At 73.7% G+C, this 20,610-nt stretch carries 14 protein-coding genes and 1 tRNA gene; 7 read left to right on the top strand and 8 right to left on the bottom strand.

The features are described from left to right. Positions 1 to 5: 5 nt before the first annotated feature. The 5 genes from AB4K12_RS12095 to AB4K12_RS12075 form a co-directional block, all read right to left on the bottom strand. Complete coding sequence (locus AB4K12_RS12095; RefSeq protein ID WP_368434199.1) at positions 6 to 1,580, bottom strand: FAD-dependent oxidoreductase; 1,575 nt, start codon at positions 1,578 to 1,580, stop codon at positions 6 to 8. 82 nt (positions 1,581 to 1,662) lie between these two features. Beyond that, the gene (locus AB4K12_RS12090) at positions 1,663 to 3,189 is read right to left on the bottom strand and encodes an FAD-dependent oxidoreductase (RefSeq protein ID WP_368434198.1); all 1,527 of its coding nucleotides are present in this window, start codon (positions 3,187 to 3,189) and stop codon (positions 1,663 to 1,665) included. A 157-nt stretch (positions 3,190 to 3,346) separates the two neighbouring features. Next, the gene (locus AB4K12_RS12085; protein WP_368434197.1) at positions 3,347 to 4,810 is read right to left on the bottom strand and encodes an MFS transporter; all 1,464 of its coding nucleotides are present in this window, start codon (positions 4,808 to 4,810) and stop codon (positions 3,347 to 3,349) included. A 67-nt stretch (positions 4,811 to 4,877) separates the two neighbouring features. Further along, a tRNA-Leu gene (locus AB4K12_RS12080) sits at positions 4,878 to 4,962 on the bottom strand. Between the two features lie 178 nt (positions 4,963 to 5,140). Then, the gene (locus tag AB4K12_RS12075) at positions 5,141 to 6,685 is read right to left on the bottom strand and encodes an aldehyde dehydrogenase family protein (protein ID WP_368434196.1); all 1,545 of its coding nucleotides are present in this window, start codon (positions 6,683 to 6,685) and stop codon (positions 5,141 to 5,143) included. Between the two features lie 186 nt (positions 6,686 to 6,871). On the opposite strand from AB4K12_RS12075, the gene fdhD reads away from it, so the two are divergent. Then, entirely contained in the window at positions 6,872 to 7,705 is an 834-nt protein-coding gene (fdhD, locus tag AB4K12_RS12070) for a formate dehydrogenase accessory sulfurtransferase FdhD (RefSeq protein ID WP_368434451.1), read from the top strand. A gap of 42 nt (positions 7,706 to 7,747) precedes the next feature. Here fdhD and AB4K12_RS12065 read toward each other — a convergent pair whose 3' ends face one another. After that, positions 7,748 to 10,102: a GTPase-associated protein 1-related protein gene (locus tag AB4K12_RS12065; RefSeq protein ID WP_368434195.1), complete on the bottom strand. Its 2,355-nt coding sequence runs from the start codon at positions 10,100 to 10,102 to the stop codon at positions 7,748 to 7,750. Between the two features lie 289 nt (positions 10,103 to 10,391). Between AB4K12_RS12065 and AB4K12_RS12060 the strand changes: the two genes are divergently transcribed. From AB4K12_RS12060 to AB4K12_RS12050, 3 genes are all read left to right on the top strand, one after another. Beyond that, complete coding sequence (locus AB4K12_RS12060; RefSeq protein WP_368434194.1) at positions 10,392 to 12,326, top strand: exo-alpha-sialidase; 1,935 nt, start codon at positions 10,392 to 10,394, stop codon at positions 12,324 to 12,326. A 123-nt stretch (positions 12,327 to 12,449) separates the two neighbouring features. Then, positions 12,450 to 14,276, top strand: a complete 1,827-nt coding sequence (locus AB4K12_RS12055) for a long-chain fatty acid--CoA ligase (RefSeq protein WP_368434193.1) — start codon at positions 12,450 to 12,452, stop codon at positions 14,274 to 14,276. A gap of 84 nt (positions 14,277 to 14,360) precedes the next feature. Next, the gene (locus AB4K12_RS12050; protein ID WP_368434192.1) at positions 14,361 to 15,203 is read left to right on the top strand and encodes an aldo/keto reductase; all 843 of its coding nucleotides are present in this window, start codon (positions 14,361 to 14,363) and stop codon (positions 15,201 to 15,203) included. Between the two features lie 72 nt (positions 15,204 to 15,275). On the opposite strand, the gene AB4K12_RS12045 is transcribed toward AB4K12_RS12050, so the two are convergent. After that, positions 15,276 to 15,581, bottom strand: coding sequence for a 4a-hydroxytetrahydrobiopterin dehydratase (locus AB4K12_RS12045; protein WP_086568101.1), 306 nt, complete (start codon positions 15,579 to 15,581; stop codon positions 15,276 to 15,278). 194 nt (positions 15,582 to 15,775) lie between these two features. On the opposite strand from AB4K12_RS12045, the gene AB4K12_RS12040 reads away from it, so the two are divergent. From AB4K12_RS12040 to AB4K12_RS12030, 3 genes are all read left to right on the top strand, one after another. After that, positions 15,776 to 17,602 carry an FAD-dependent oxidoreductase gene (locus AB4K12_RS12040; protein WP_368434191.1) on the top strand — a complete coding sequence of 609 codons (1,827 nt, stop codon included), beginning with the start codon at positions 15,776 to 15,778 and terminating at the stop codon, positions 17,600 to 17,602. A gap of 33 nt (positions 17,603 to 17,635) precedes the next feature. Further along, positions 17,636 to 18,217 carry a TetR/AcrR family transcriptional regulator gene (locus AB4K12_RS12035; protein ID WP_368434190.1) on the top strand — a complete coding sequence of 194 codons (582 nt, stop codon included), beginning with the start codon at positions 17,636 to 17,638 and terminating at the stop codon, positions 18,215 to 18,217. 114 nt (positions 18,218 to 18,331) lie between these two features. Then, on the top strand, positions 18,332 to 19,093 hold the full coding sequence (locus AB4K12_RS12030) for an SDR family NAD(P)-dependent oxidoreductase (RefSeq protein WP_368434189.1): 762 nt from the start codon (positions 18,332 to 18,334) through the stop codon (positions 19,091 to 19,093). Between the two features lie 3 nt (positions 19,094 to 19,096). Here the strand turns inward: AB4K12_RS12030 and AB4K12_RS12025 are convergent, their stop codons facing one another. Beyond that, a complete protein-coding gene (locus AB4K12_RS12025) occupies positions 19,097 to 20,488 on the bottom strand; it encodes an amino acid permease (protein WP_368434188.1) in 1,392 nt (463 codons plus the stop codon). Positions 20,489 to 20,610 lie beyond the last annotated feature (122 nt).

The following is a 20,610-nucleotide window of genomic DNA, read 5'->3' as shown; positions in this document are numbered from 1 at the left end:
CGCTGTCAGCTCCGCGGGAGGAACCACCGCCGCAGGTAGTCCTCCAGCGCCTGCCGGTCGCCGAGCCGCGCGCGCAGCCCGATGTGCCCGTCGGGCCGTACGAGCAGCATCGTGTCCCGGGGCAGCGCGCCGTCACCGAGCTGCCCGGGCCGCAGGACGCAGACCTCGGCCGGGATCGCGTACCGGCCGGTCAACCGGCTCAGGGGGGCGAACTGCTGGTCGTTGCCGATCGCGTCGCCGGCGCCGACGATCAGCAGCGTCCACCGGTCGTACGCCAGCAGGTCGTGCGTCCCGCCCCGCTTGCCGCCCTCGCCGACCGGGAGGTCGGGCAGCCGGTCGCCGGCGCGCAGGGAGCCCCGGCCGCCCTTGTCGGTGGACAGCTCACTGGTGCGGTGGTGCCGGGGGAGCTCGCTGAGCAGCGCCCGTCCGCGCCGGCTGAACCGCTCGCTGCCCATCAGCACCGGCCCCAGGAGCCGCATGGCGGCCAGCGTGAGCGGGGACGGCGGCAGCTCCAGCAGATTGCGCCGCATCTGCCGCATGATCTCCTGGGCGGTGTGCCGCTGTTCGGCGGAGTAGGTGTCGAGGAGCGCGTCGACGGCCCAGCCGTGGTGGACGGCGGCCAGCTTCCAGGCGAGGTTGTGCGCGCCCCGGAGGCCGGTGTTGAGCCCGCGGCCGCCCACCGGCGCCCACATGTGGGCGCTGTCGCCGGCGAGCAGGGCCGGGCCCTGGCGCAGCGAGGCGGCGATGCGGTCGTGGAAGCGGGCCCGGTTCAGCCATCGCGGGTCGGTGGGCACCAGGCGGGTGTCCGGGTCGTGCGCGGCCCGGGCGACCAGGTCGCGCATCTCGGCGGCGTCCGGGGGGTCCACGCGCGCGGGGTCGGGGTCCTGGCAGAAGCTGAAGAAGCGGTAGCCGCCGCCGGGGCGGGGCGAGGCGATGAGGCACACGCGGCGCTCGATGAAGAAGTAGGTGACGTCCGGGGTGACGGGGTACTTCCACTCGGGCACGGCGTTGATCTGCAGGGCCTGCAGGTCGGCGCGGCGCTCGCCCTCGAAGGCGATGCCCAGCGTCTTGCGGACGAGGCTGTGCGCGCCCTCGCAGCCCACGACCCAGCGGCAGCCGATCGTGCGCGAGCGGCCGTCGGGGCCGCGTACGTCCACCTCGGCGCCGCCGGTGCCCGGCCGGACGGCCACCGCCTCGGTCTCCCAGCGCACCTCGGTGCCCAGTTCGGCCAGTCGCTCGGCCAGCAGGCTCTCCATGGCGGTCTGTTCGATGCCCAGCGGCCGGGGGAAGGGCGTGTGCTCCATGGCGTTCTCGTGGCCGCCGATACGGCGCCCCTGGACGTACATCTCGGCCCGGCGCAGGGGCAGTCCGCTGTCCGTGAACCGGTCGGCGCAGCCGAGGTCGCGCAGGATCTCCAGTGCCCGCTGCCAGATGACGCTGGCCCGCACCTCCCGCTGGGTGCCGGGTTTCCTGTCGACGACGGTCACGGCCAGCCCGTGCTGCCGCAGCGCGACGGCGAGGGCGAGGCCGGTGGGGCCGCCGCCGATGATCAGGACATCCGGGCCGGTGTCGTCGCTCATGTCGTCCCCCCGTTTCCGCTTCATCCCCCTTTATGGTCCGGGATGAAGCGGTGGGGGTTCAATAGGGGCTTATTCTCCGATATTAGCTATTTAGTACGAACCACCGGCGCATGTACGCCTCCAGCTCCTCGAGGCGGTCGGTGCTGAGCGCGATGTGGCGGTCGGGGCGTACGAGCACCAGCGCCGCCGAGGGCAGCCGCCGCTCCATTCCGGGGTCCAGCCGCGGTCGGACGACCGCCACGGGCGTGGCGTGACGCTCCGTCACGGCCCGTAGCCGGTCCTCGTCCAGCGGCGCCCCTGGGGCGGCCAGCAGCGTCCAGCGCCCGTACGACAGCAGCTCGTGCAGCCGACGTCGGCGGCCCGCCACCATCACCGGCGGATCGGCCAGCCGGTCCCCCGCGCCGCCCTCGGACAGGGCGCTCTCGCGGTGGTGCATGGCCAGGTCGCTGAGCATCGTGCGGATCCGCTCGGCGAACCGCTCACTGCCCATCAGGCGCGGCCCCGCCAGCCGCATTCCCCGGAGCGTCAGGGCGGTCGGCGGGAGCTCCAGCACGTTGTGCCGCATCTCCCGCATCACCTTGTGGGCGGTGAGCCGCTGTTCGGTGTCGTAGGTGTCGAGCAGCTCCTGCGGCGCCCGGCCGCGCAGCACCGCCGCGAGCTTCCAGGCGAGGTTGTGCGCGCCGCGCAGGCCGGTGTTGAGCCCGTGCCCGCCGATGGGCGCCCACAGATGGGCGCTGTCCCCGGCGAGCAGCGCGCGGCCGGAGCGCAGCGAGCCGGCGACGCGGTCCTGGAAGCGCGCCCGGTTGGCCCACGGCGGATCCGTGGGCACCAGCCGTACGCCCGGGTCGTGCGCGGCCCGGGCGACCAGCTCCCGCATCTCCTCCAGCCCGGGCGGCCCGTCGAGGGCCGGGTCCGGGTCGGTGGTGAAGCAGAAGAAGCGGTACCCGCCGCCGGGCCGGGGCGAGACCCCGAGCGAGGCCCCGCGCTCCAGGAAGAAGTAGCTGCGGTCGCGGTGGTACGGATGCTTCCAGTCGGCCTCGGCGTTGAGCTGCACGCACTGCAGGTCGGGCCGCCGCTCGCCCTCGAACGCGATGCCGAGCTGTTTGCGCACCACGCTGTGCGCCCCCTCGCACCCCACGACCCAGGCGCAGCGGACGGTGGAGACCCGCCCGTCCGGGTGCCGGAGATCGACCTCGGCCCCCTCGTCCCGGATCCTGACCGCCAGCGCCTCGGTGGACCAGCGCACCTCGCCGCCCACGGCCGCCAGCCGCTCCCCCAGCAACCGCTCGACGGCGTCCTGCTCGATGGACAACGGATACGGGAAGGCCGTGCCCCCGCACCCCACTCCCATGCCGCCGACCCGCCGCCCCTCGGCGAACACCTCCACCCGCCGCAGCGACACCCCTTCCCCCACCATCTCCTCGGCGCACCCCAGGTCCCCCAGCACCTCCAGGGCCCGCTGCCACACCACCCCCGCCCGCGCCTCCCGCTTCCCCCGTGTCTCCTTCTCCACGACGGTCACGTCCACCCCGTGCTGCCGTAACCCGATCGCGAGCGCGAGCCCCGTCGGGCCCGCGCCTATGACCACGACGTCCCGGAAGTCCCTCATGGCTGTCTCCCCCCGCCGAGCGGCCCATGCCTTTCCTTCCACCTTGCCCTGGAACGCGGCGGACGGATACGCGAACGACAGAACCCCGGCCGGGGCCGGGGTTCTGTCGTAGCCATGTGCCTCAGGGGCGACTCGCCTCAGGGCGACGCGGGGCCTTTCAGTCCTGCGCCTCCGCCGAGACCGGCTTCGGGATCAGGAAGGACGTCGCCAGGGCGGCGGCCATGATGGCCACGCCCGCGATCATGCCGGCGGTGTAGCCGGTGGACGAGGCGGGGTCGGCGGGCTGGGTGGCCGTCTTGACCGCGTAGAGGAGGGCGAAGCTCAGGCCCGCGCCGAGGTTGAAGGCGCCGGCGTTGAGGCCGGGCAGGAAGCCCGGGTTCTCCTTGGGGGACAGCACGATGCCCAGGCCGTTGAGGACGATGTTCGCCACGCCCGCGTAGGTGATGCCGACCAGCAGCGAGGCCACCAGGAGCAGGGCCCGCGAGTGGGCGGGGATGGTGACGATCATCAGGACGACGGACGCCGCGGAGCCCATGAGCCCCAGCCGCAGCACGCGGCCGTAGCCGAAGGTGGCGGCGAGGCGGCCGGCGACCGGGCCCATGGCCAGGCCGGCGAGGGCGTACGGGGTGAGGGTCCACCACGCCGAGGCCTCGGCGGACAGGCCCAGACCCGCCTGGACGTCCTGGGCCAGGGAGGGGATGAGGCCGTTCATGACGGCGAAGACGCCGGTCATGGTGAGCACGGTGGTCAGCAGGGTGGCCCAGGTCGCGCGCTGCTTGAGGTGGTGGGTGGCGACCAGCGGGTGGCCGCTGCGGTTCTCGGTGCGCCAGAACAGGGCGAAGGCGGCGGCGGAGAGGGCCGTCAGCGCGACGACCATCGACCAGCGGGCGGCGCCCAGCTTGCCGGCCTCGTTCAGGGCGATGAGCAGCGAGCCGACGGAGACCACGAGCAGGGCCACGCCGGGCCAGTCCATGCGGTCGGCGGCGGCGACCTTGGTCTCGGGCGTCAGGGTGGCGACCAGCAGGGTGGCGACGACGGCCACGACGGCCATCGCCCAGAAGACGGCCTGGAAGCCGTGGTTGTCCGCGAGGAAGCCGCCCGCGAGGGAGTCCACGCCGGCGACGCCGCCGTTGACGGCCGTGATCACGCCGAGCAGGGTGCCGTAGCGCTTGGGCTCGGTCACCTCGACCCGCAGCATGATCAGGCACAGCGGCACGGTGGGACCGGACGCGCCCTGCAGGATCCGGCCGACGAACAGCATGGGCACGCTCTCCGCGAGCGCGGCGACGACGCAGCCGACGGCCATCAGGGTCAGCATGCCGACCAGCACCTTGCGGCGGCCGATGACGTCGCCGAGCCGGGGCAGGAACAGCGAGAACAGCGCCGCCGAGGTGAAGAAGGCGGTCTGGGTGAGCCCGATCTCGGCCGAGCTGGCGCCCAGGCTGTCCTCGATGCTCTTCAGCGCGGGGCTGAGCATGCTGGCGTTGAGCTGGAAGGCCACGCAGGCCGTGAGCAGTGCGGCGACGAGCACGCCCACCCGGACGGGTCGGCTGCCCGTCACATCGGCGGCGGGCAGGTCACCGGTGGCGCGCTCGGCGCGCCCGGTGGTGGAAACGTTCATGCTTGGTGGATCTCCGCTTGGTTCTGCACACACAGAAAAACCCCAGCTCAGCTGGGGTTTTTCGTTGTGTCCGAGGGGGGACTTGAACCCCCACGCCCGATAAAGGGCACTAGCACCTCAAGCTAGCGCGTCTGCCATTCCGCCACCCGGACCAGGTGTGTGTCTCTGCGGGGTGTTCCCCGCGGCGACATGGATAACTCTACCAAGGTTTCGGAGTGCCCTTCACCAGGCTTTTCGTCCGGGACGTAGGACCCGTTCACGGACGGACCCGGGCATTCCACCCGGCCCCGGCGCGTGCCGGGCGCCGGAACCGGGCGGAGCGGCACCGGGTCAGGGCATCAGATGGTGGTCCGGGAAGTTGCCCGGCACCCGCTCGCCGGCCGACGGGCCCTGGGTCACCGCCCTGACCAGCAGCTCGCCACCGACGAAGGCGCCGCGCCAGGACGCCCCGAAGCCGCCGAAGAGCTCCTGCCGGTCGCCTCGCGAGCGCGGCACGCCGTGTCCGGTCTTGAAGGCGCGGATCTGCGGGGCCAGCCGCTCGTAGGTCGCCGGGTCGTCGCAGGAGAGGGTCGCCACGAGGGCGCCGTTGCTGGCGTTCATGGCGGCCAGCAGTTCGGCCTCGGTGTCCACGAGCACGATGGTGTCGACGGGTCCGAAGGGCTCGGCGTGGTGCAGGGGCGAGGAGGGGGGAGGGTTGAGGAGGGCCACGGGTGCCATGTACGCGCCGGTGTCCTGGCCCGGCAGGAAGCGGCCGGGGTCGAGTGCGCCCTGGTGCAGCGGGATCGCCCCGCGGTCGACGGCCTCGGCGACCTGGTCGGTCAGCTCCTTGGCCTTCGCCGCGTTGATCAGGGGCCCGAAGTCGAGCTCGGGCAGCGGTCCGGCCGGGTCCGCCACCGCCAGCGGATGGCCCAGGGTGACGGAGCGCACGGCGGGCAGGTAGTGCTCGAGGAAGTCGGCGAAGGCCGTGCGCTGGACGACGAAGCGCGGGTAGGCCGTGCAGCGCTGCTTGGCGTAGTCGAAGGTCTTGCGCAGCTGCGGGGCCAGCGCGTCCCAGTCGGTGAAGTTCCAGATGCCCCAGGTGTTGAGGCCCTCCTGCTCGAGGATGTGCCGCTTGCCGAGGTCGGCTACGGCCGTGGCGACCCGCGCGCCGGTGTCCCGGCCGCCCACGAAGGACACGCATCCGATCTCCGGGGCGCGCACGAGCGCCTCCGACAGCTCGCCACCGCTGCCGCTCAGCAGCGTCACCGGCAGGCCCTCGCGGGCGGCGAGGGCGCTCGCCAGGGTCAGGCAGGCCAGGCCGCCGTCCGTGGGGGTCTTGGCGATGACCGCGTTGCCGGCCAGCGCCTGCACCAGCATCGCGTGGACGAGGACGCTCATGGGGTAGTTCCAGCTGGCGATGTTGCTGACCGGGCCGGGCAGCGGAACGCGGTCCGCCAGCATGTCCTCGATCCCGGCCGCGTACCACCGCACGCCGTCGATCGCGCGGTCCACGTCGGCCCGGGCGAGCCGCCAGGGCTTGCCGATCTCCCAGACCAGCAGCAGGGCGAGCAGGTCGCGGTGTTCGGCGAGCGCGTCGAGGGCGGCGTTCACGCGGGCGGTGCGGTCGGCGAGGGGCACCTCGCGCCAGGCGCGGTGCTGGTCGAGGGAGGCGCGTACGGCCCGGTGGGCGGCGGCCGCGTCGAGGCGGGGCGGCCCGGCCATGGGGGTCGCGTCGACGGGGGTGGTGGCGGGGAGCGGGTCGCCGTCGGCGTGCCAGGCGCCGTTCCAGAGGTTGAGGACGCGTTCGTCGCGGAAGGCCTCGGGGGCGACGGCCAGGCAGCGCCGCCAGGCGGTCGCCCAGTCCGTGCCGGGCTTGAGGGTGAGGGTGGGTGCCATGGGTCTTATCTCCGCTCTCGGTGCACGGTCGGGGCGGGGAATTGACGGTTCCTACCGAACGGTAGCCATCGACGGCGGGCCGGGAAGGACACCCGCCGCCGATGAGGCCCACGTCACGTGAGAGCGTTCATGGCGAGACTGCCCACCACACTCGACTTGGTCGACTTCACTCCGGGACTGATCGCCATGGGACGGGTCACCCAGCGCCGCCGCGTCATCCGCATCCGCGACGGGGCCGTCGGCACCCGGCCGGACACCCTCGTCGCCGAGGAGCCGCTGGAGATCCGGCTCAACGGCAAGCCTCTCGCCATCACCATGCGCACCCCGGGCGACGACTTCGCGCTCGCCGCGGGCTTCCTGGTCAGCGAGGGCGTGCTGGGCGCCGCCGAGGACCTCGCGAACATCGTCTACTGCGCGGGCGCCACCGACGACGGCTCGAACACCTACAACGTCGTCGACGTCCGCCTCGCCCCCGGCGTGCCCGTCCCCGACGTGGGGCTGGAGCGCAACGTCTACACCACCTCCTCCTGCGGCCTGTGCGGCAAGGCGAGCCTGGAGGCGGTGCGCACCACCGCCCGCTGGCCCGTCGCCGACGGGCCGTCGCCCCTGCGGCTCGAGCCCGCCCTGCTCGCGGAGCTCCCCGGCCGGCTGCGCGAGGCGCAGCGCGTCTTCGACCGCACCGGCGGCCTGCACGGCGCCGCGCTCTTCACCGCCGACGGCGAACTCCTCGACGTCATGGAGGACGTGGGCCGGCACAACGCGGTCGACAAGCTCGTCGGACGGGCGCTGCGGGAGGGGATGCTGCCGCTGTCCGGCACGATCCTGCTGGTGTCGGGGCGCGCCTCCTTCGAACTCGCCCAGAAGGCGGCCATGGCCGGGATTCCCGTGCTCGCGGCGGTGTCGGCGCCCTCGTCGCTGGCCGTCGACCTGGCCGTCGAGACGGGGATGACGCTGATCGGATTCCTGCGGGGCGCGTCGATGAACGTCTACGCGGGCGAGGAGCGCGTCGTCCTGGGCTGACGCGTCGTCCCGGACCGAACGGCCGCCCGCCGTGGAGCGCGCTCAGCCCGGGCGGCCGAAGCCCCGCCAGCGGCCGCTGAGCCGGCCGAGGACCCCGAACCGGTCCCACTCGTGGAACATCTCCGCCCACTGCCCGCCGATCTGGCGGAGACAGTGCCGGATCTCCTCGAGGTCCTCGGCGGACATCCGGCGCACCTCGGGGCGCAGCACCGTGGACAGCAGGTCGGCGCGGATGCCGTCCCACAGCTCGCTCTCGCCGGTCGCGGTGTGCCAGGCGACGAAGCACACGGCGGCGTACGTGGGCGTGCGGAGCAGCTCGGCCACGGCCTCGCCGTGGGCCTCCTCGGCGTAGGCGCGCAGGAGGTGCTCGTCCCCGGTGTGGACGAGGTCGGGCAGCTCACCGGGGTCGGGCGGCGGGTCCATGGACAGCAGGTGGCGGGCGACGGCGTCGGTCAGCCGCTCGTCGACGCCGGCCTCGAGCGGGGCGGCCTGCCGGCGCAGGGCGACGATCCGCGCGACGCAGCCGGGCCGGGCCTCGCCGGTCGCGAGGTCGCCGGCCTGCTCCAGGAGCGTCAGCGCGGCCCGCTGCCTGGGGGGCGGCTCCAGTCCTCCGGCGATCAGGCACGTGAGCAGGTTCTTCGCCAGCCGGGGCGCCACCTGGTCCTCGCGGGCGCTGTCGAGGGCGGCGCGTACGAACGCCTCGGGGAGGCCGTCCGCGTGGTACCAGCCGTCGGGGAGCGCGTCGAGCAGCGCGTCGGCCTCGGCGGCGGTGAGCGGTGCGTCGCCCCAGATGAGCCGGAAGGCCGTGCGCAGCACGGACGGCGTCTGCTGCTGGTCGGGTCCGGCGGTCTTGACGAGGGTGTGCAGCAGGGGCGGGCGGTCGTAGCCGTCGGGGGCGGGGCGGCCGTCCATGGCGGCGGCCATCCGCAGGTGGGGGCGGCCGGTGAGGTCGGCGCCGGGGAGTTCGGCGGCCAGCAGGCGGGTGATGGGCCGGGGGTCGCCGGTGGCGGCGGTGTGGTCGAGCCCGTCGAGGACGGCGGTGCGCAGCTCGTGGTGGGCGTCGATGGCCGCCCGTACGACCTTGCGGTCCGGCGCCGTGTCGTCCAGGAGGACGGCCGTCAGGCGCGCGGTCAGCACGGGCAGGACGGGGGTGTGGTCGACGCGGAGCGCCTTGGCGAGACGGAGCAGGGTGAGAAAGCGCACGAGGGGCGTGTCGGGCGCTTCGGCCGCGCGGGCGAGCTCGGCGCGCAGGTCGCGCCGGAGCGGGGCGGCGGCCGTCCGGGAGGCCGAGCGGGAGAACTCCTCGGCGAGCGAGGCGAGCACCGTCCACTCCTCGGGCGTACGGTCCGTGCCGCCCGCGGCGAGGGTGGTCAGCAGCCGGGACCGCAGCTCCGGGCCGAGGTCGCCGCGCTGGGCCTGGTCGCGGGCCCACCGGGCGGCGGCCGTGCGGCCGTTCGAGTCGAGGGCGATGCCCTCGCGGGCGGCGAGCGCCGCGAGGCGGCCGGCCTCGTCGGCGGTCTCCGGGGCCACTCCGGTGCGCCGCGCGGCCTCCGCGAAGAGCGCGGGGCGGCCGGCCAGCCAGACGCGGGCGGCCACGGCGGCCCACAGGTCGCGCTCGCGGGCGGGGCTGCAGGGGCCGCCGGTGCAGTCGTGGACGCGGTAGCGGTGCTGGGCGGCGGCGGAGACGTAGTCGAAGTCGGCGTCGGGGAAGGCGCCGACGATCTGGTGCCGGGCGAGCATGGGGCGGCGGGTGTAGGTGGTGAAGGTGAGCCGGTCGGCGAGGTCACGGGGAAGGACGGCGCTGGCGATGGCGACCCAGTGGGCGATGTGGGCGCTGTCGCGCTCGATCACGAGGATCTGCTGGGCGTCGGGGGTGCGGAAGAGGGTCCGTACGTCCGTGAGGAACGACTCGAGGCGTTCCGCGCGGGCGTGGACGAACGCGAACAGCCCCGCCTTGTCGATCCGCCGGGCGGGCACGAGCCCGTCCAGGGGCTGCGGGATACCGCCGTTCGGGGTGCGGTCCGCCCAGGAGGGTGACTCCCAGGCCTCGATGGGCAGCAGGCCGCCGGGCAGCCCGCCGCCCTCGGGCAGCCGCACGGCGTGGGCGTGGAAGTTGCCGTGCCGGCCGACGCGGCCGGGGCCGGTGCGCACGGTGCGGCACAGGAGCCGGCTGCCGTCGGAGAGCCGGTTGTGACTGAACGCCACGGGGAAGACGGCGAGTTCCTCGGCGGAGGGGCAGCCGGGGGCGTCGCTCGGCGGCTCGTAGGCGATCAGCTGCTCGGCTTCCCCCAGCAGGGTGATGGGCAGTTCGGGGCTGGCCGCGGTGAAACGGAATCCCGAGCCGTTGGGGCCCGGGGCGACGGCGGTGGAGGTGTAGTGCAGCTGCTGCAGGATCACCCGGGCACTCCTCTCGCCTCTCGCCGTCTTCCTTACATCGAGTGACATCCCACCAGATCCGATGGGCCCCTGCCGGGGATTTGGCGGGAAGTTCAGTCGTCGCGCCTCGGCGACGGACGCGTCGCAGGGGCCACCGGCATGGGGATTCCCAGTAAACCGGCCGGCCCGGTGGTGGTGCGACCCGTGTGGGCCATCGGGCGCACGGTCCTTGTGGGGGAAGGGCCCGCCCCGTACGTTGGCCCACCGGACACGTGGGGCCCAGGCGGCCTTGACGCGAAAGGGACGGGCCATGACGGCGCATCCTGCTGACGGTGACCGACACCCCGCCCCCGCCGCGCCGCCCGGCCGGCGCGGGCGCCGCGCCGCACCGGTCGTACTGGCCGGCGCCCTGCTCGCCCTTCTCGCCGTCCCGGTACGGGCCGGAGCGGTCACCGGGCCGGACGGGGGATTCGAGGAGCGCGTCCTGTTCCGGGCCGATGAGGACCCGGACCTCGGCTACGCCTGCTACCGCATCCCGGCCCTCGTCACCACCACCCGCGGCACGCTCCTCGCCTTCGCCGAAGGCAGGCGGGACAACTGCGGGGACGCCACCGACATCGACCTCGTCGTCAGGCGCTCCACCGACGGCGGCCGCACCTGGTCCCGGCCGCGCGTCACCGACCCCGGCGACGGCGACACCCACGGCAACCCGGCCCCCGTCGTGGACCGCCGCACGGGCCGGATCGTGCTCCTCACCACCTACAACGACGGCCGCGGCGACGACGGCAACTGCGACGTGCCCTGCGACCGCACCCCGCACACGCAGTACAGCGACGACGACGGCCTCAGCTGGTCGCGCCCGCGCGATGTGACATCGGCGATCCGGCCGCCCGGCTGGAACTCCTGGTACGCCACCGGCCCCGGCCACGGCATCCAGCTCGCCCACGGGCCGCACCGGGGCCGCCTGGTCGTGGGCCTCAACGCCGAGAGCCACGACGGCGGCCGCATGACCGCCAATCACGCCGCGCTGGCCCTCAGCGACGACGGCGGCGCCCACTGGCGGCTCGGCGCGGTGGACACCCACCCCTACCTGCCCGACGCCACCTACCGCCAGAAGCCCTCGGAGCTGACGCTCGCCGAGCGCGACGACGGGTCGGTGTACGTCAACGGGCGCGAGCAGGACGGCACGGACCTGGGCCACCGCGACGAGGCCCTCGCGCTCGACGGCGGGGCGCGCTTCGCCGCGCCGTTCCGGGCCCTGCCCGGCCTGTACGCCCCCATGGTGCAGGCGGCCGTGGCGGCGCCGCGGCCGGGGCGCTGGCTGTTCTCGGCGCCCGCCGACCCCGACCGCCGCCGGACCATGACCATCCGGTCCTCCTACGACCAGGGGCGCACCTGGGAGAGCGCCGAGCGCGGCCGCCGGGTGACCTCGGACTGGTCCGGCTACTCCGACATGGCGGTCGTCTCACCGGGCATCACCGGGCTGCTCTACGAGGCGGGGAAGAGCGACGCCCGCCAGGAGATCCGGTTCGCGCGGTTCACCGAGGACTGGCTGGGCCCGCGCCGCGGGCCGGACCCCACGACGCCCGACCTGGCGCCCGGCGGCACGGGCGCGGCCGTGCTCGGCGGGGCGCGGCCGGTGCGGGGGCGGTTCGGCGCGGGGCTGGGCTTCGACGGCGTGGACGACGCGGTGCGCCCGCCCTTCCGGGACTCGCTGCCGCTGGGGGCGCGGGACCTCACGGCGGTGCTGTGGTTCCGTTACGGGCCCGTGGCCGGCCGCGGCGAGCAGCCGCTGCTGTGGATGGGCGGGGTGGGCGGCGCCCCTCAGGTGGCGCTGGTCGGGGAGCCGGGGGCGGGGCGGGTGACCGGCCGGCTGACCGCGCGGCCCGGGGGCCCGGAGCCGTCCCGGACGGCGACGGTCCGGTCGGTGGGCGCGTACGACGACGGCCGGTGGCATCAGCTGGCGCTGCGTCGTACGGCCGGGCGGCTGACGCTGACCGTCGACGGCGTGTCCACGAGCGTGCCCGACGTGCCGGGCACGGTGAGCCGGAATTCGACGTTCGGGGTGCATCTGGGGCAGAAGCCGGACGGCAGGGCGTTCCTGACGGGCGATCTGGACGAGGTGCGGGTGTACGCGCGGGCCCTGTCGGACCGCGAGCTGACAGTGCTGCGGGAGTCGAACGCGCCGCCGTCGGGGCGCGGGGCGGTGCTGGTACTGCCGCTGGACCGGCTGTCCGCCGGGTGAGGGACCGGGCGGATCCGGCCCGGCCCGGCGCGGCCGCCGGACGAGCGCGGCGGAAGCAGGTTCGGTGCGGGACGGGATCGGGTACGGTCACGGCGCTGTGCGGAGCGTCGCGAGGAGCGAGAGTTGCGCGAGTTCACCGTCCCTTCCCTGGTGCCGGCGCCCCCCGTCGGAGGACTGGCGGACGTCGTGTTCGACCATGCGGAAGAGGACCCCGACAGAGTGGCGCTCGGCCGCAGGACCGGCGGCGGGCAGTGGCAGGACGTGACCGCGGCGGCCTTCCGGGACGAGGTGCTGGCCCTGGCGAAGGGGCTGCTCGCGGAGGGCGTACGGTTCGGCGACCGGGTCGCCATCATGTCCCGTACGCGCTACGAGTGGACCCTTTTCGACTTCGCCCTGTGGTGCGTCGGCGCCCAGCCCGTGCCGCTGCACCCGGCCGCCTCCCCCGAGCAGGTCTTCCTGATGCTGCACGAGGCCGACGTCACCGCCTGCGTCGTCGAGCACGAGGACCACGCGATGACCATCGGCTCGGTCATCGACCGGCTGCCCCGCCTGGCCCGCCTGTGGCAGCTGGACGCCGGCGCGCTCGCCGACCTGATGGCGGCCGGGACGCCCGTGGACGACGACATCGTGCACCGCCATCGCCTCGCCCTCACCCCCGAGTCGCCGGCGACCGTCATCTACACCTCGGGCACCACGGGCCGCCCCCGGGGCTGCGTCCTCACCCACGCCAACTTCATGGCCGAGGCCGACAACGTCGTCCGCCGCTACGAGCAGGTCTTCCGCTCCCGCCCCGGCGAGCAGGCGGCCACGCTCCTCTTCCTCCCCCTCGCCCATGTCTTCGGCCGCATGGTGCAGGTCGCCGCGGTGCGCGGCCGGGTCAAGCTGGGCCATCAGTCCCAGCCGTCCGCCCCGGCCCTGCGGGCCGACCTCGGCGCCTTCCGGCCGACGTTCGTGCTCGCCGTCCCCCGCGTCTTCGAGGCCGTCTTCGAGGCGGCCCGGCGCGCGGCGGAGCTGGAGGGCAAGGGGAAGCCGTTCGAGAAGGCGGTGGACGTGGCGGTGCGCTACGCCGGGGCGATGGAGGAGCGGGCCTTCGGCACGGGCGCGGGCCCCGGCACCGCCCTGCGGGTCCAGCACCAGGTCTTCGACCGGCTCGTCTACGCCAGGCTCCGGGAGATGCTCGGCGGGCGGGTGCGGTACGCGATGTCGGGCGGCTCGGCGATGGGACGCCGGCTGGGGCTGTTCTTCGCGGGCGCGGGCGTCACCGTCTTCGAGGGCTACGGGCTGACGGAGACCAGCGGCGCCGCCGTCGCCAACCCTCCCGAGCGCACCCGCTTCGGCACGGTGGGCCTGCCCGTGCCGGGCACGACCGTGCGGGTCGCCGACGACGGCGAGGTCTGGCTGCGCGGCGGCCAGGTCTTCGCCGGCTATCTGGGCGACCGGCGGGGCACCGACGCCGTGCTGCGGGACGGCTGGCTGGCCACCGGCGACCTGGGGCGGCTGGACGAGGACGGCTACCTGACGATCACCGGCCGGAAGGGGGAGACGCTGGTGACCTCGGGCGGCGCGAGCGTCTCGCCGGCGGTCCTGGAGGAGCGGGTCCGGGCGCATCCCCTGGTCGAGAGGTGTCTGGTCGTCGGGGACGCCCGCCCGTACGTGGCCGCGCTCGTCACCCTCGACCCCGGGGCGCTGGCGCACTGGCTGGCGATGCGCGGCAGGCCCCGGACGGCCGCACCCGAACTGGTGAACGATCCGGATCTGGAGGCCGAGATCGGGCGGGCCGTGCTGGAGGCGAACGCCCTCGTGCCGCAGGACGGCTCGATACGCGCCTTCCGCATCCTGGCCGGGCACTTCACCGAGGAGCTGGGACTGCTGACGGCCACCCACAAGCTCCGGCGGAAGGCCATCGAGAAGGCCTACGCACGGGAGGTCGAGGCGCTCTACGGCAAATAGATGGATGTACTGGGAATGCACAGTGGGGGATCCGGGTTGTTCCCGGGAGCAAGGTCACCTCGAGGAAGTAAGGATCGATCACTCGTGAGCAACCTCCCGTCCGTCACGCTCAACAACGGCGTCGTGATGCCGCAGCTCGGTTTCGGCGTGTGGCAGGTACCCGACGACGAGGCGACGGCCACGGTCGCGACCGCTCTCGAAGCGGGCTACCGCAGCATCGACACGGCCGCCATCTACGAGAACGAGGTGGGTACGGGCAAGGCGCTCACCTCCTCGGGCATCGCCCGGGAAGAACTGTTCGTCACCACGAAGATGTGGAACAGCGCCACCGAGACCTGGACCCGCGAGGGCGTCCTGCGCGAGTTCGACGCCTCGCTGGACCGTCTGGGCCTGGACTATGTGGACCTCTACCTCATCCACTGGCCCCGGGCCATGCGCGACGACTACGTCACCGTCTACCGCACCCTCGTCGAGATCGCGGCCGAGGGCCGCGCCAAGGCCATCGGCGTCTCCAACTTCAAGCGCCCGCAGCTCGAGCGCGTGATCGCCGACACCTCCGTCGTCCCGGCGGTCAACCAGATCGAGCTCCACCCGAACTTCCCGCAGGCCGAGCTGCGCGCCTTCCACGCCGAGCAGGGCATCGCCACCGAGGCGTGGTCCCCGCTCGGCCAGGGCCGTGGCCTGCTCGAGGACGCCACGCTCGCCCGCGTCGCGGCCAAGCACGGCAAGTCCCCCGCCCAGGTCGTGCTGCGCTGGCACCTGCAGCTGGGCAACGTGGCCATCCCCAAGTCGGCGACCCCCTCCCGCATCCGGGAGAACATCGACCTGGCCGGCTTCGAGCTGGACGCCGACGACCTCGCGGCGATCGCGGGCCTGGACACCGGCACCCGCGTGGGCCCGGACCCGGACGACTTCGACTGGAACTGACCCGCCCGCCGGCGGCCACGCCGGCCCGGTGGTGACGAAGGCCCCGGGGCAGCCGCCCCGGGGCCTGCGCCCTCAGTGCGCGCCGTGCCCGGACGCGACCGCCTCGACGCGGCGGGCCAGTTCCACGTCCAGGCCGGTGATCTTTCCGCCCACGCTGTGGGTGTTCACGGCGAGGCTGACGGTGTTGTAGCCGAGGGTCAGGTCGGAGTGGTGGTTCAACTCCTCCTGGATCTGCGCGACATGGATCACCATGGCCGCCGCCTGGAAGTGCCCGTCGAAGGAGTAGCGGCGGGTGATCCGCTCGCCGTCGGTGCTCCAGCCGGGCAGTTCCCTCAGGCGGTCCTCCACGTCCTGCTGCGAGAGCGGTTCGACTGCCATCACGCATCCCTTCGTCTTGTCACGGCCGGCCGATGACGCCTGTGCACGCAAGCGTCCCATGGGGCGGGGGCGCTTTCGCGCCATTGTGCGGCCGGTGGCGCGGGCGAGCCCACGGCGGCCTTCCGGGGTACGGGGGACGCTCTTATGCTCCTGCGCCGAACATGACACGTTACCGGCGGTAGGGGGCTGTGGTCATGGCGGACGGCACGGGCAGCAGCACACGCAGAGGGTTCATCGGCGGCGCCACGGCCGCCGCGGCGACGGCCGCGCTCGGCACCACGACGGCCCGGGCGGCACCCCGGCCCGCCCGGCGCCCGGGCGCACGCTCCGGCGGGCGCGAGGTCGCCGTCCTCGGCGGCGGCGTCGCCGGACTGACCGCCGCGCACGAACTCGCCGAGCGCGGCTTCAAGGTGACGGTGTACGAGCGCAAGACCGCCCTCGGCGGCAAGGCGCGCAGCATGGACGTACCGGGCAGCGCCAGGGGCGGCCGCAAGCCGCTGCCCGGCGAGCACGGCTTCCGCTTCATCCCCGGCTTCTACCGGAACCTGCCGGACACGCTCCGCCGCATCCCCTTCCCCGGCAACGCCGACGGCTGCCACGACAACCTCGTGCCGTCCACCGAGGTGATGCTCGCCCGCACCGGCGGCCTCGAGGACATCCGCATCCCGTTCGCCAGCATCGGCAAGCCGCCGCCCGTCCTGACCCCGGACGTCTTCCTGCGCATGCTCACGGCCTTCTTCGAGACCTTCGCGAAGCTGCCCGCCCATGAGATCGCCTACTTCGCCGGCAGGCTGCTGATCTGGTTCACCAGCGGCGAGCGGCGCCGCACGCGGGAGTGGGAACGCGTGCCGTGGTTCGAGTTCACCAAGGCCGCGCGGATGTCGGCGAACTACCGGCAGCTGCTGGCCGTCGGCATCACCCGCAACATCGTCGCCACCAAGGCCGAGGTGGCCAGCACCAAGACCGTCGCCACCTGCGTCGAGGCGTTCCTCTTCAACGCGCTGGGCCGGGGCGCCGACGGCGAGCCCGACCGCGTGCTCAACGCCCCCACCAACGAGGCGTGGATCGATCCGTGGGTGGCCCATCTGCGGTCCCTGGGCGTGGAGTTCCACCTCGGCTGGGGCGTACGGGATCTGCGGCTCGAGGGCGGCCGGATCTCCGGGGCCGTGCTCGAGGACGCCGGCGGCGCCCGGCGGACGGCCGCCGCCGACCACTTCGTCTCGGCCATGCCGGTCGAGCACGCCCGGACGACCTGGAACGCCGGCGTCCGGGCGGCGGACCCCGCCCTGGCGCACTGCGACCGGCTGGAGACCGACTGGATGACGGGCATCCAGTTCTATCTCACCGAGCCGACGCCCATCCTCCACGGCCACGTCAACCACATCGACTCCCCCTGGTCGATCACCTCCGTGAGCCAGGCGCAGTACTGGTCCGGCCGCGACTTCCGGCGCGACTACGGCGACGGCACGGTGGCGGACTGTCTGTCGGTGGACGTCTCCGAATGGGACCGGCCCGGCATCCTCTACGGCAGGACGGCCAAGCGGTGCACCCGCGAGGAGGTCGCCCGCGAGGTGTGGGCGCAGATGAAGGCGGGCCTCAACGACACCGGCCGTACGGTCCTGAGGGACGCGGTGCTCCACTCGTGGTTCCTGGACCCGGCGGTGGAACTCGGCGGCTCCCACGCCACCAACGACGAGCAGCTTCTCATCCACCCCACCGGCACCTGGTTCAACCGCCCCCAGGCGCGCACCGCCATCCCCAATCTCTTCCTCGCCGGGGACTACGTGGCCGTGGACATCGACCTGGCCACCATGGAGGGCGCCAACGCCTCCGCCCGCGCGGCGGTCAACGCGTTGCTGGACGCCACCGGCTCCTCGGCCGGGCGCTGCGCGATCACTCCCCTCTACCGCGCCCCGGAGTTCGAACCACTGCGACGCCAGGACGACGTCCGCCACCGCCTGGGCCTGCGCAACGCCTTCGACCTGGAATGGCCCGCCCGAGCGCCAGGAGGTCTTTCTTGACCGATCGTTCCAGATAGGACTAGGGTCCTGTTCGTGGCCAGGACCAAGGAATTCGACCCGGACGCCGCGCTGCAGGCAGCCCTCGAGCTGTTCTGGCGGCGCGGCTACGAGGCGACGTCGATGGCGGATCTCGTGGCGCACCTCGGGATCGCGCGGGCGAGCCTGTACGCCACGTTCGGCAGCAAGCACGAGCTCTACCTCAAGGCGCTGGAGCGCTACGGCGAGCAGCAGGGGCCGGTCGTCACCGAGGAGCTCTCGGCGCCGGGGCCGGCGCTGCCCGCCGTGCGGGCGCTGGTGCGGCGCTTCACGGACGAGGCGTCCTGCGACGCGCTGCGGCGCGGGTGCTTCGTCACCAACACGGCCGTGGAGCTCGCCGCGCACGACGCGGACTCCGCACGCCGGGTCGAGGCGGCCTGGGGCACCCTGGAGGGCGCGCTGACCTCGGCGCTGACCAGGGCCAGGGCCCAGGGTGAGCTCGCCGCCGACCGCGACGTGGTCGCGCTCGCCCGCATGCTGCTGGTCTTCCTGCAGGGCCTGCGGGTGATCGGCAAGACCGGCCCGGACGCGGACCTGATGCGGGACGCGGCCGAGCAGGCACTGACCCTGCTGGACTGACCGTCCGGCGGCCCGGCGGCCCGGGCTTCGCCGTACCCCAATTCAAGACCGATCGTTCTCTTACTCTTGCCGCTCCCCGCTCGCGCGGTGCGGCACACCCGAGGAGTCATCGACATGAGCGCACGTTTCACCGGCAGGACCGTCCTCGTCACCGGCGGCGGCACCGGCATCGGGCAGGCCATCGCCCTCGCCTTCGCCCGTGAGGGCGCCGCCGTGGTGGTCGCCGGCCGCCGGGAGGCGCCGCTGAAGGAGACCGTGGGCCTCATCGAGGCCGAGGGCGGCCGGGCCGCCGCGGTCACCGCCGACGTGACGCGGGCCGGGGAGGTGGCGGCCATGGTCGAGGCGGCCGTGGCCCGCTTCGGCGGCCTGGACGTGGCCGTCAACAACGTCGGCATGCTCGCCCGGCCGGCGAAGGTCGCCGACATCCCCGAGGAGGACTGGCACGCCACCCTGGCCACCAACCTCACGGGCGTCTGGCTGTCGATGAAGCACGAGATCGCCCACATGCGGGAGAACGGCGGCGGGGCCATCGTGAACATCTCGTCCAACCTCGGCTCGCACAAGCGCCTGGCGAACCTGGGCGCGTACGCGACCAGCAAGGCCGCCGTCTCCGTGCTCACCCGCAGCGCCGCCCTGGACCACATCGGCGAGGGGGTGCGGATCAACGCCGTCAGCCCCGGCCCCGTGGAGACCCCGATGTCCAGCCGCCCCGGGGAGTCGGCGACGGAGAAGTCCGAGCGGATGACCCGCGACGTCCCGCTGGGCCGCGCGGGCACTCCCGCCGAGATCGCCGCCGCCGTCCTCCACCTCGCCTCGGACGAGGCGGGCTACGCCGTCGGCACCGAGCTGGTGCTCGACGGCGGTGTCACGGCCTGACGGTCAGCCCACGAGCTCCGGCTCGTCCGCGCTCTCGCGCTCGGTCGCCTGCCGCTCCTGCTCCTGCTGCTCCTGCCGCTTCGCGGGGCGGCGGGCCACCATCCACACGTAGACGATGATCCCTGCGAAGAGGAAGAGCACGCCCTGGTAGACCGCCGCGTAACCGGCGCCCGCCACCAGCCAGAAGGAGAAGGCGAACCCGCCGAGCGCGAGCACCAGGTCACGGGTCATCCGGCCCGCGTGGATCTTCTCGCGCTGCCCGCTCAGCAGGAAGTACACCTGCGCGGCGGTGGCCAGCAGGTAGGGCACGGTGGCGGAGAAGGTGGTGATCAGGACGAGGATCTCGAAGACCCCGCCGACGCCCGCCGTGTAGTTGATGATCGTCAGCGCCGAGGCCAGCACCGCGGCGGCGATGACGCCGGCCGTCGGCACGCCGCGCCGCTTCTTGCCGAAGACGGCGGGGAACAGCCCGTCCTGGGCCGCCGCGTAGGGCATCTGCGCGCTCATCAGGGTCCAGCCGTTGAGCGCTCCGGTAATGGAGATCACGGCGGCGAGGGCGATCAGGGTGCCGCCCCAGTGACCGCCGAACATCGCGTCGACGGCGTCGGAGAACGGCGCGGTGGAGTCCACCAGCTTGTCGTGCGCGACGGTGCCGAAGACGGCGAGCGTGCCCAGCAGGTAGACCACGGCCGCGCCGATCGTGCCGACGACGCTGGCGATCCCGACGTTGCGCTCGGGGTCGCGGACCTCGCCCGCGCTGATCGCGGCCGACTCCACGCCGACGTAGCTGTAGAGCAGGATCGCGGCGGAGGCGGTCAGGCCGCCCGTCCAGTTGCCGCCGCCGGTGGTGAAGGGGCCGAGGTTGGCCGGGTCGAAGAAGAAGAGGCCGACGACCGCCACGAACAGCATCGGCAGGAACTTCAGCACCGTGGAGACCAGCTGCACGACGCCCACCCAGCGGGTGCCGGCGAGGTTCGCCAGCGCGGGCAGCCACAGCAGGGCCAGGGCCAGGACCAGGTCCAGCTCCTTGGACCCGGAGCCGGTCAGCACATGGAGGTAGCCGACGCCGGCGACCGCGAGGGCGGCGTTGCTCACCCAGGTCATCGTCCAGTACGACCATGCCGACAGGAACCCGGCGAAGTCACCGAAGGCCTCCCGTGCATAGACATACGGACCACCGGTGCGCGGGAAGCGCCCGGCGAGCCGGCCGAAGACGAGAGCGAGGGCGATCGCGCCGACCGTCAGCACGACGAAGGCGAGCAGGCTCACCGTGCCGTACGGGGCGACCGAGGCGGGCAGCATGAAGATGCCGCCGCCGATGATGTTCCCCATGACCAGGGTGATGGCGGTGGGGAGGCCGAAACGGCGTGAGGGTGTGCCGTCGGTGTCGTGCATGGGGTGGTTGCACCTCTCGTGCTGGGCAGGTCGCCGATTCTCGGGCGACGGCGCACACCTCTGCAAGAGCACAGGTATGTGCGACAGCACATATTGACCGGCGCCCTCCGGGCCGCCAAATT

Source organism: Streptomyces sp. C36 (genome assembly GCF_040932295.1).
Classification (GTDB): Bacteria; Actinomycetota; Actinomycetes; order Streptomycetales; family Streptomycetaceae; genus Streptomyces; species Streptomyces triculaminicus.
The sequence above is the reverse complement of the archived record's forward strand: the minus strand, read 5'-3'. Positions and strand labels throughout refer to the sequence as shown.

Excerpts from the sequence above, each read along its gene's own strand:
- fdhD (WP_368434451.1), top strand. The coding sequence starts at position 6,872 with ATGGGACGGGTCACCCAGCGCCGCCGCGTCATCCGCATCCGCGACGGG.
- AB4K12_RS12030 (WP_368434189.1), top strand. The coding sequence starts at position 18,332 with ATGAGCGCACGTTTCACCGGCAGGACCGTCCTCGTCACCGGCGGCGGC.
- AB4K12_RS12045 (WP_086568101.1), bottom strand. The coding sequence starts at position 15,581 with ATGGCAGTCGAACCGCTCTCGCAGCAGGACGTGGAGGACCGCCTGAGG.
- AB4K12_RS12085 (WP_368434197.1), bottom strand. The coding sequence starts at position 4,810 with ATGAACGTTTCCACCACCGGGCGCGCCGAGCGCGCCACCGGTGACCTG.
- AB4K12_RS12090 (WP_368434198.1), bottom strand. The coding sequence starts at position 3,189 with ATGAGGGACTTCCGGGACGTCGTGGTCATAGGCGCGGGCCCGACGGGG.
- AB4K12_RS12075 (WP_368434196.1), bottom strand. The coding sequence starts at position 6,685 with ATGGCACCCACCCTCACCCTCAAGCCCGGCACGGACTGGGCGACCGCC.
- AB4K12_RS12040 (WP_368434191.1), top strand. The coding sequence starts at position 15,776 with ATGGCGGACGGCACGGGCAGCAGCACACGCAGAGGGTTCATCGGCGGC.
- AB4K12_RS12025 (WP_368434188.1), bottom strand. The coding sequence starts at position 20,488 with ATGCACGACACCGACGGCACACCCTCACGCCGTTTCGGCCTCCCCACC.
- AB4K12_RS12060 (WP_368434194.1), top strand. The coding sequence starts at position 10,392 with ATGACGGCGCATCCTGCTGACGGTGACCGACACCCCGCCCCCGCCGCG.
- AB4K12_RS12095 (WP_368434199.1), bottom strand. The coding sequence starts at position 1,580 with ATGAGCGACGACACCGGCCCGGATGTCCTGATCATCGGCGGCGGCCCC.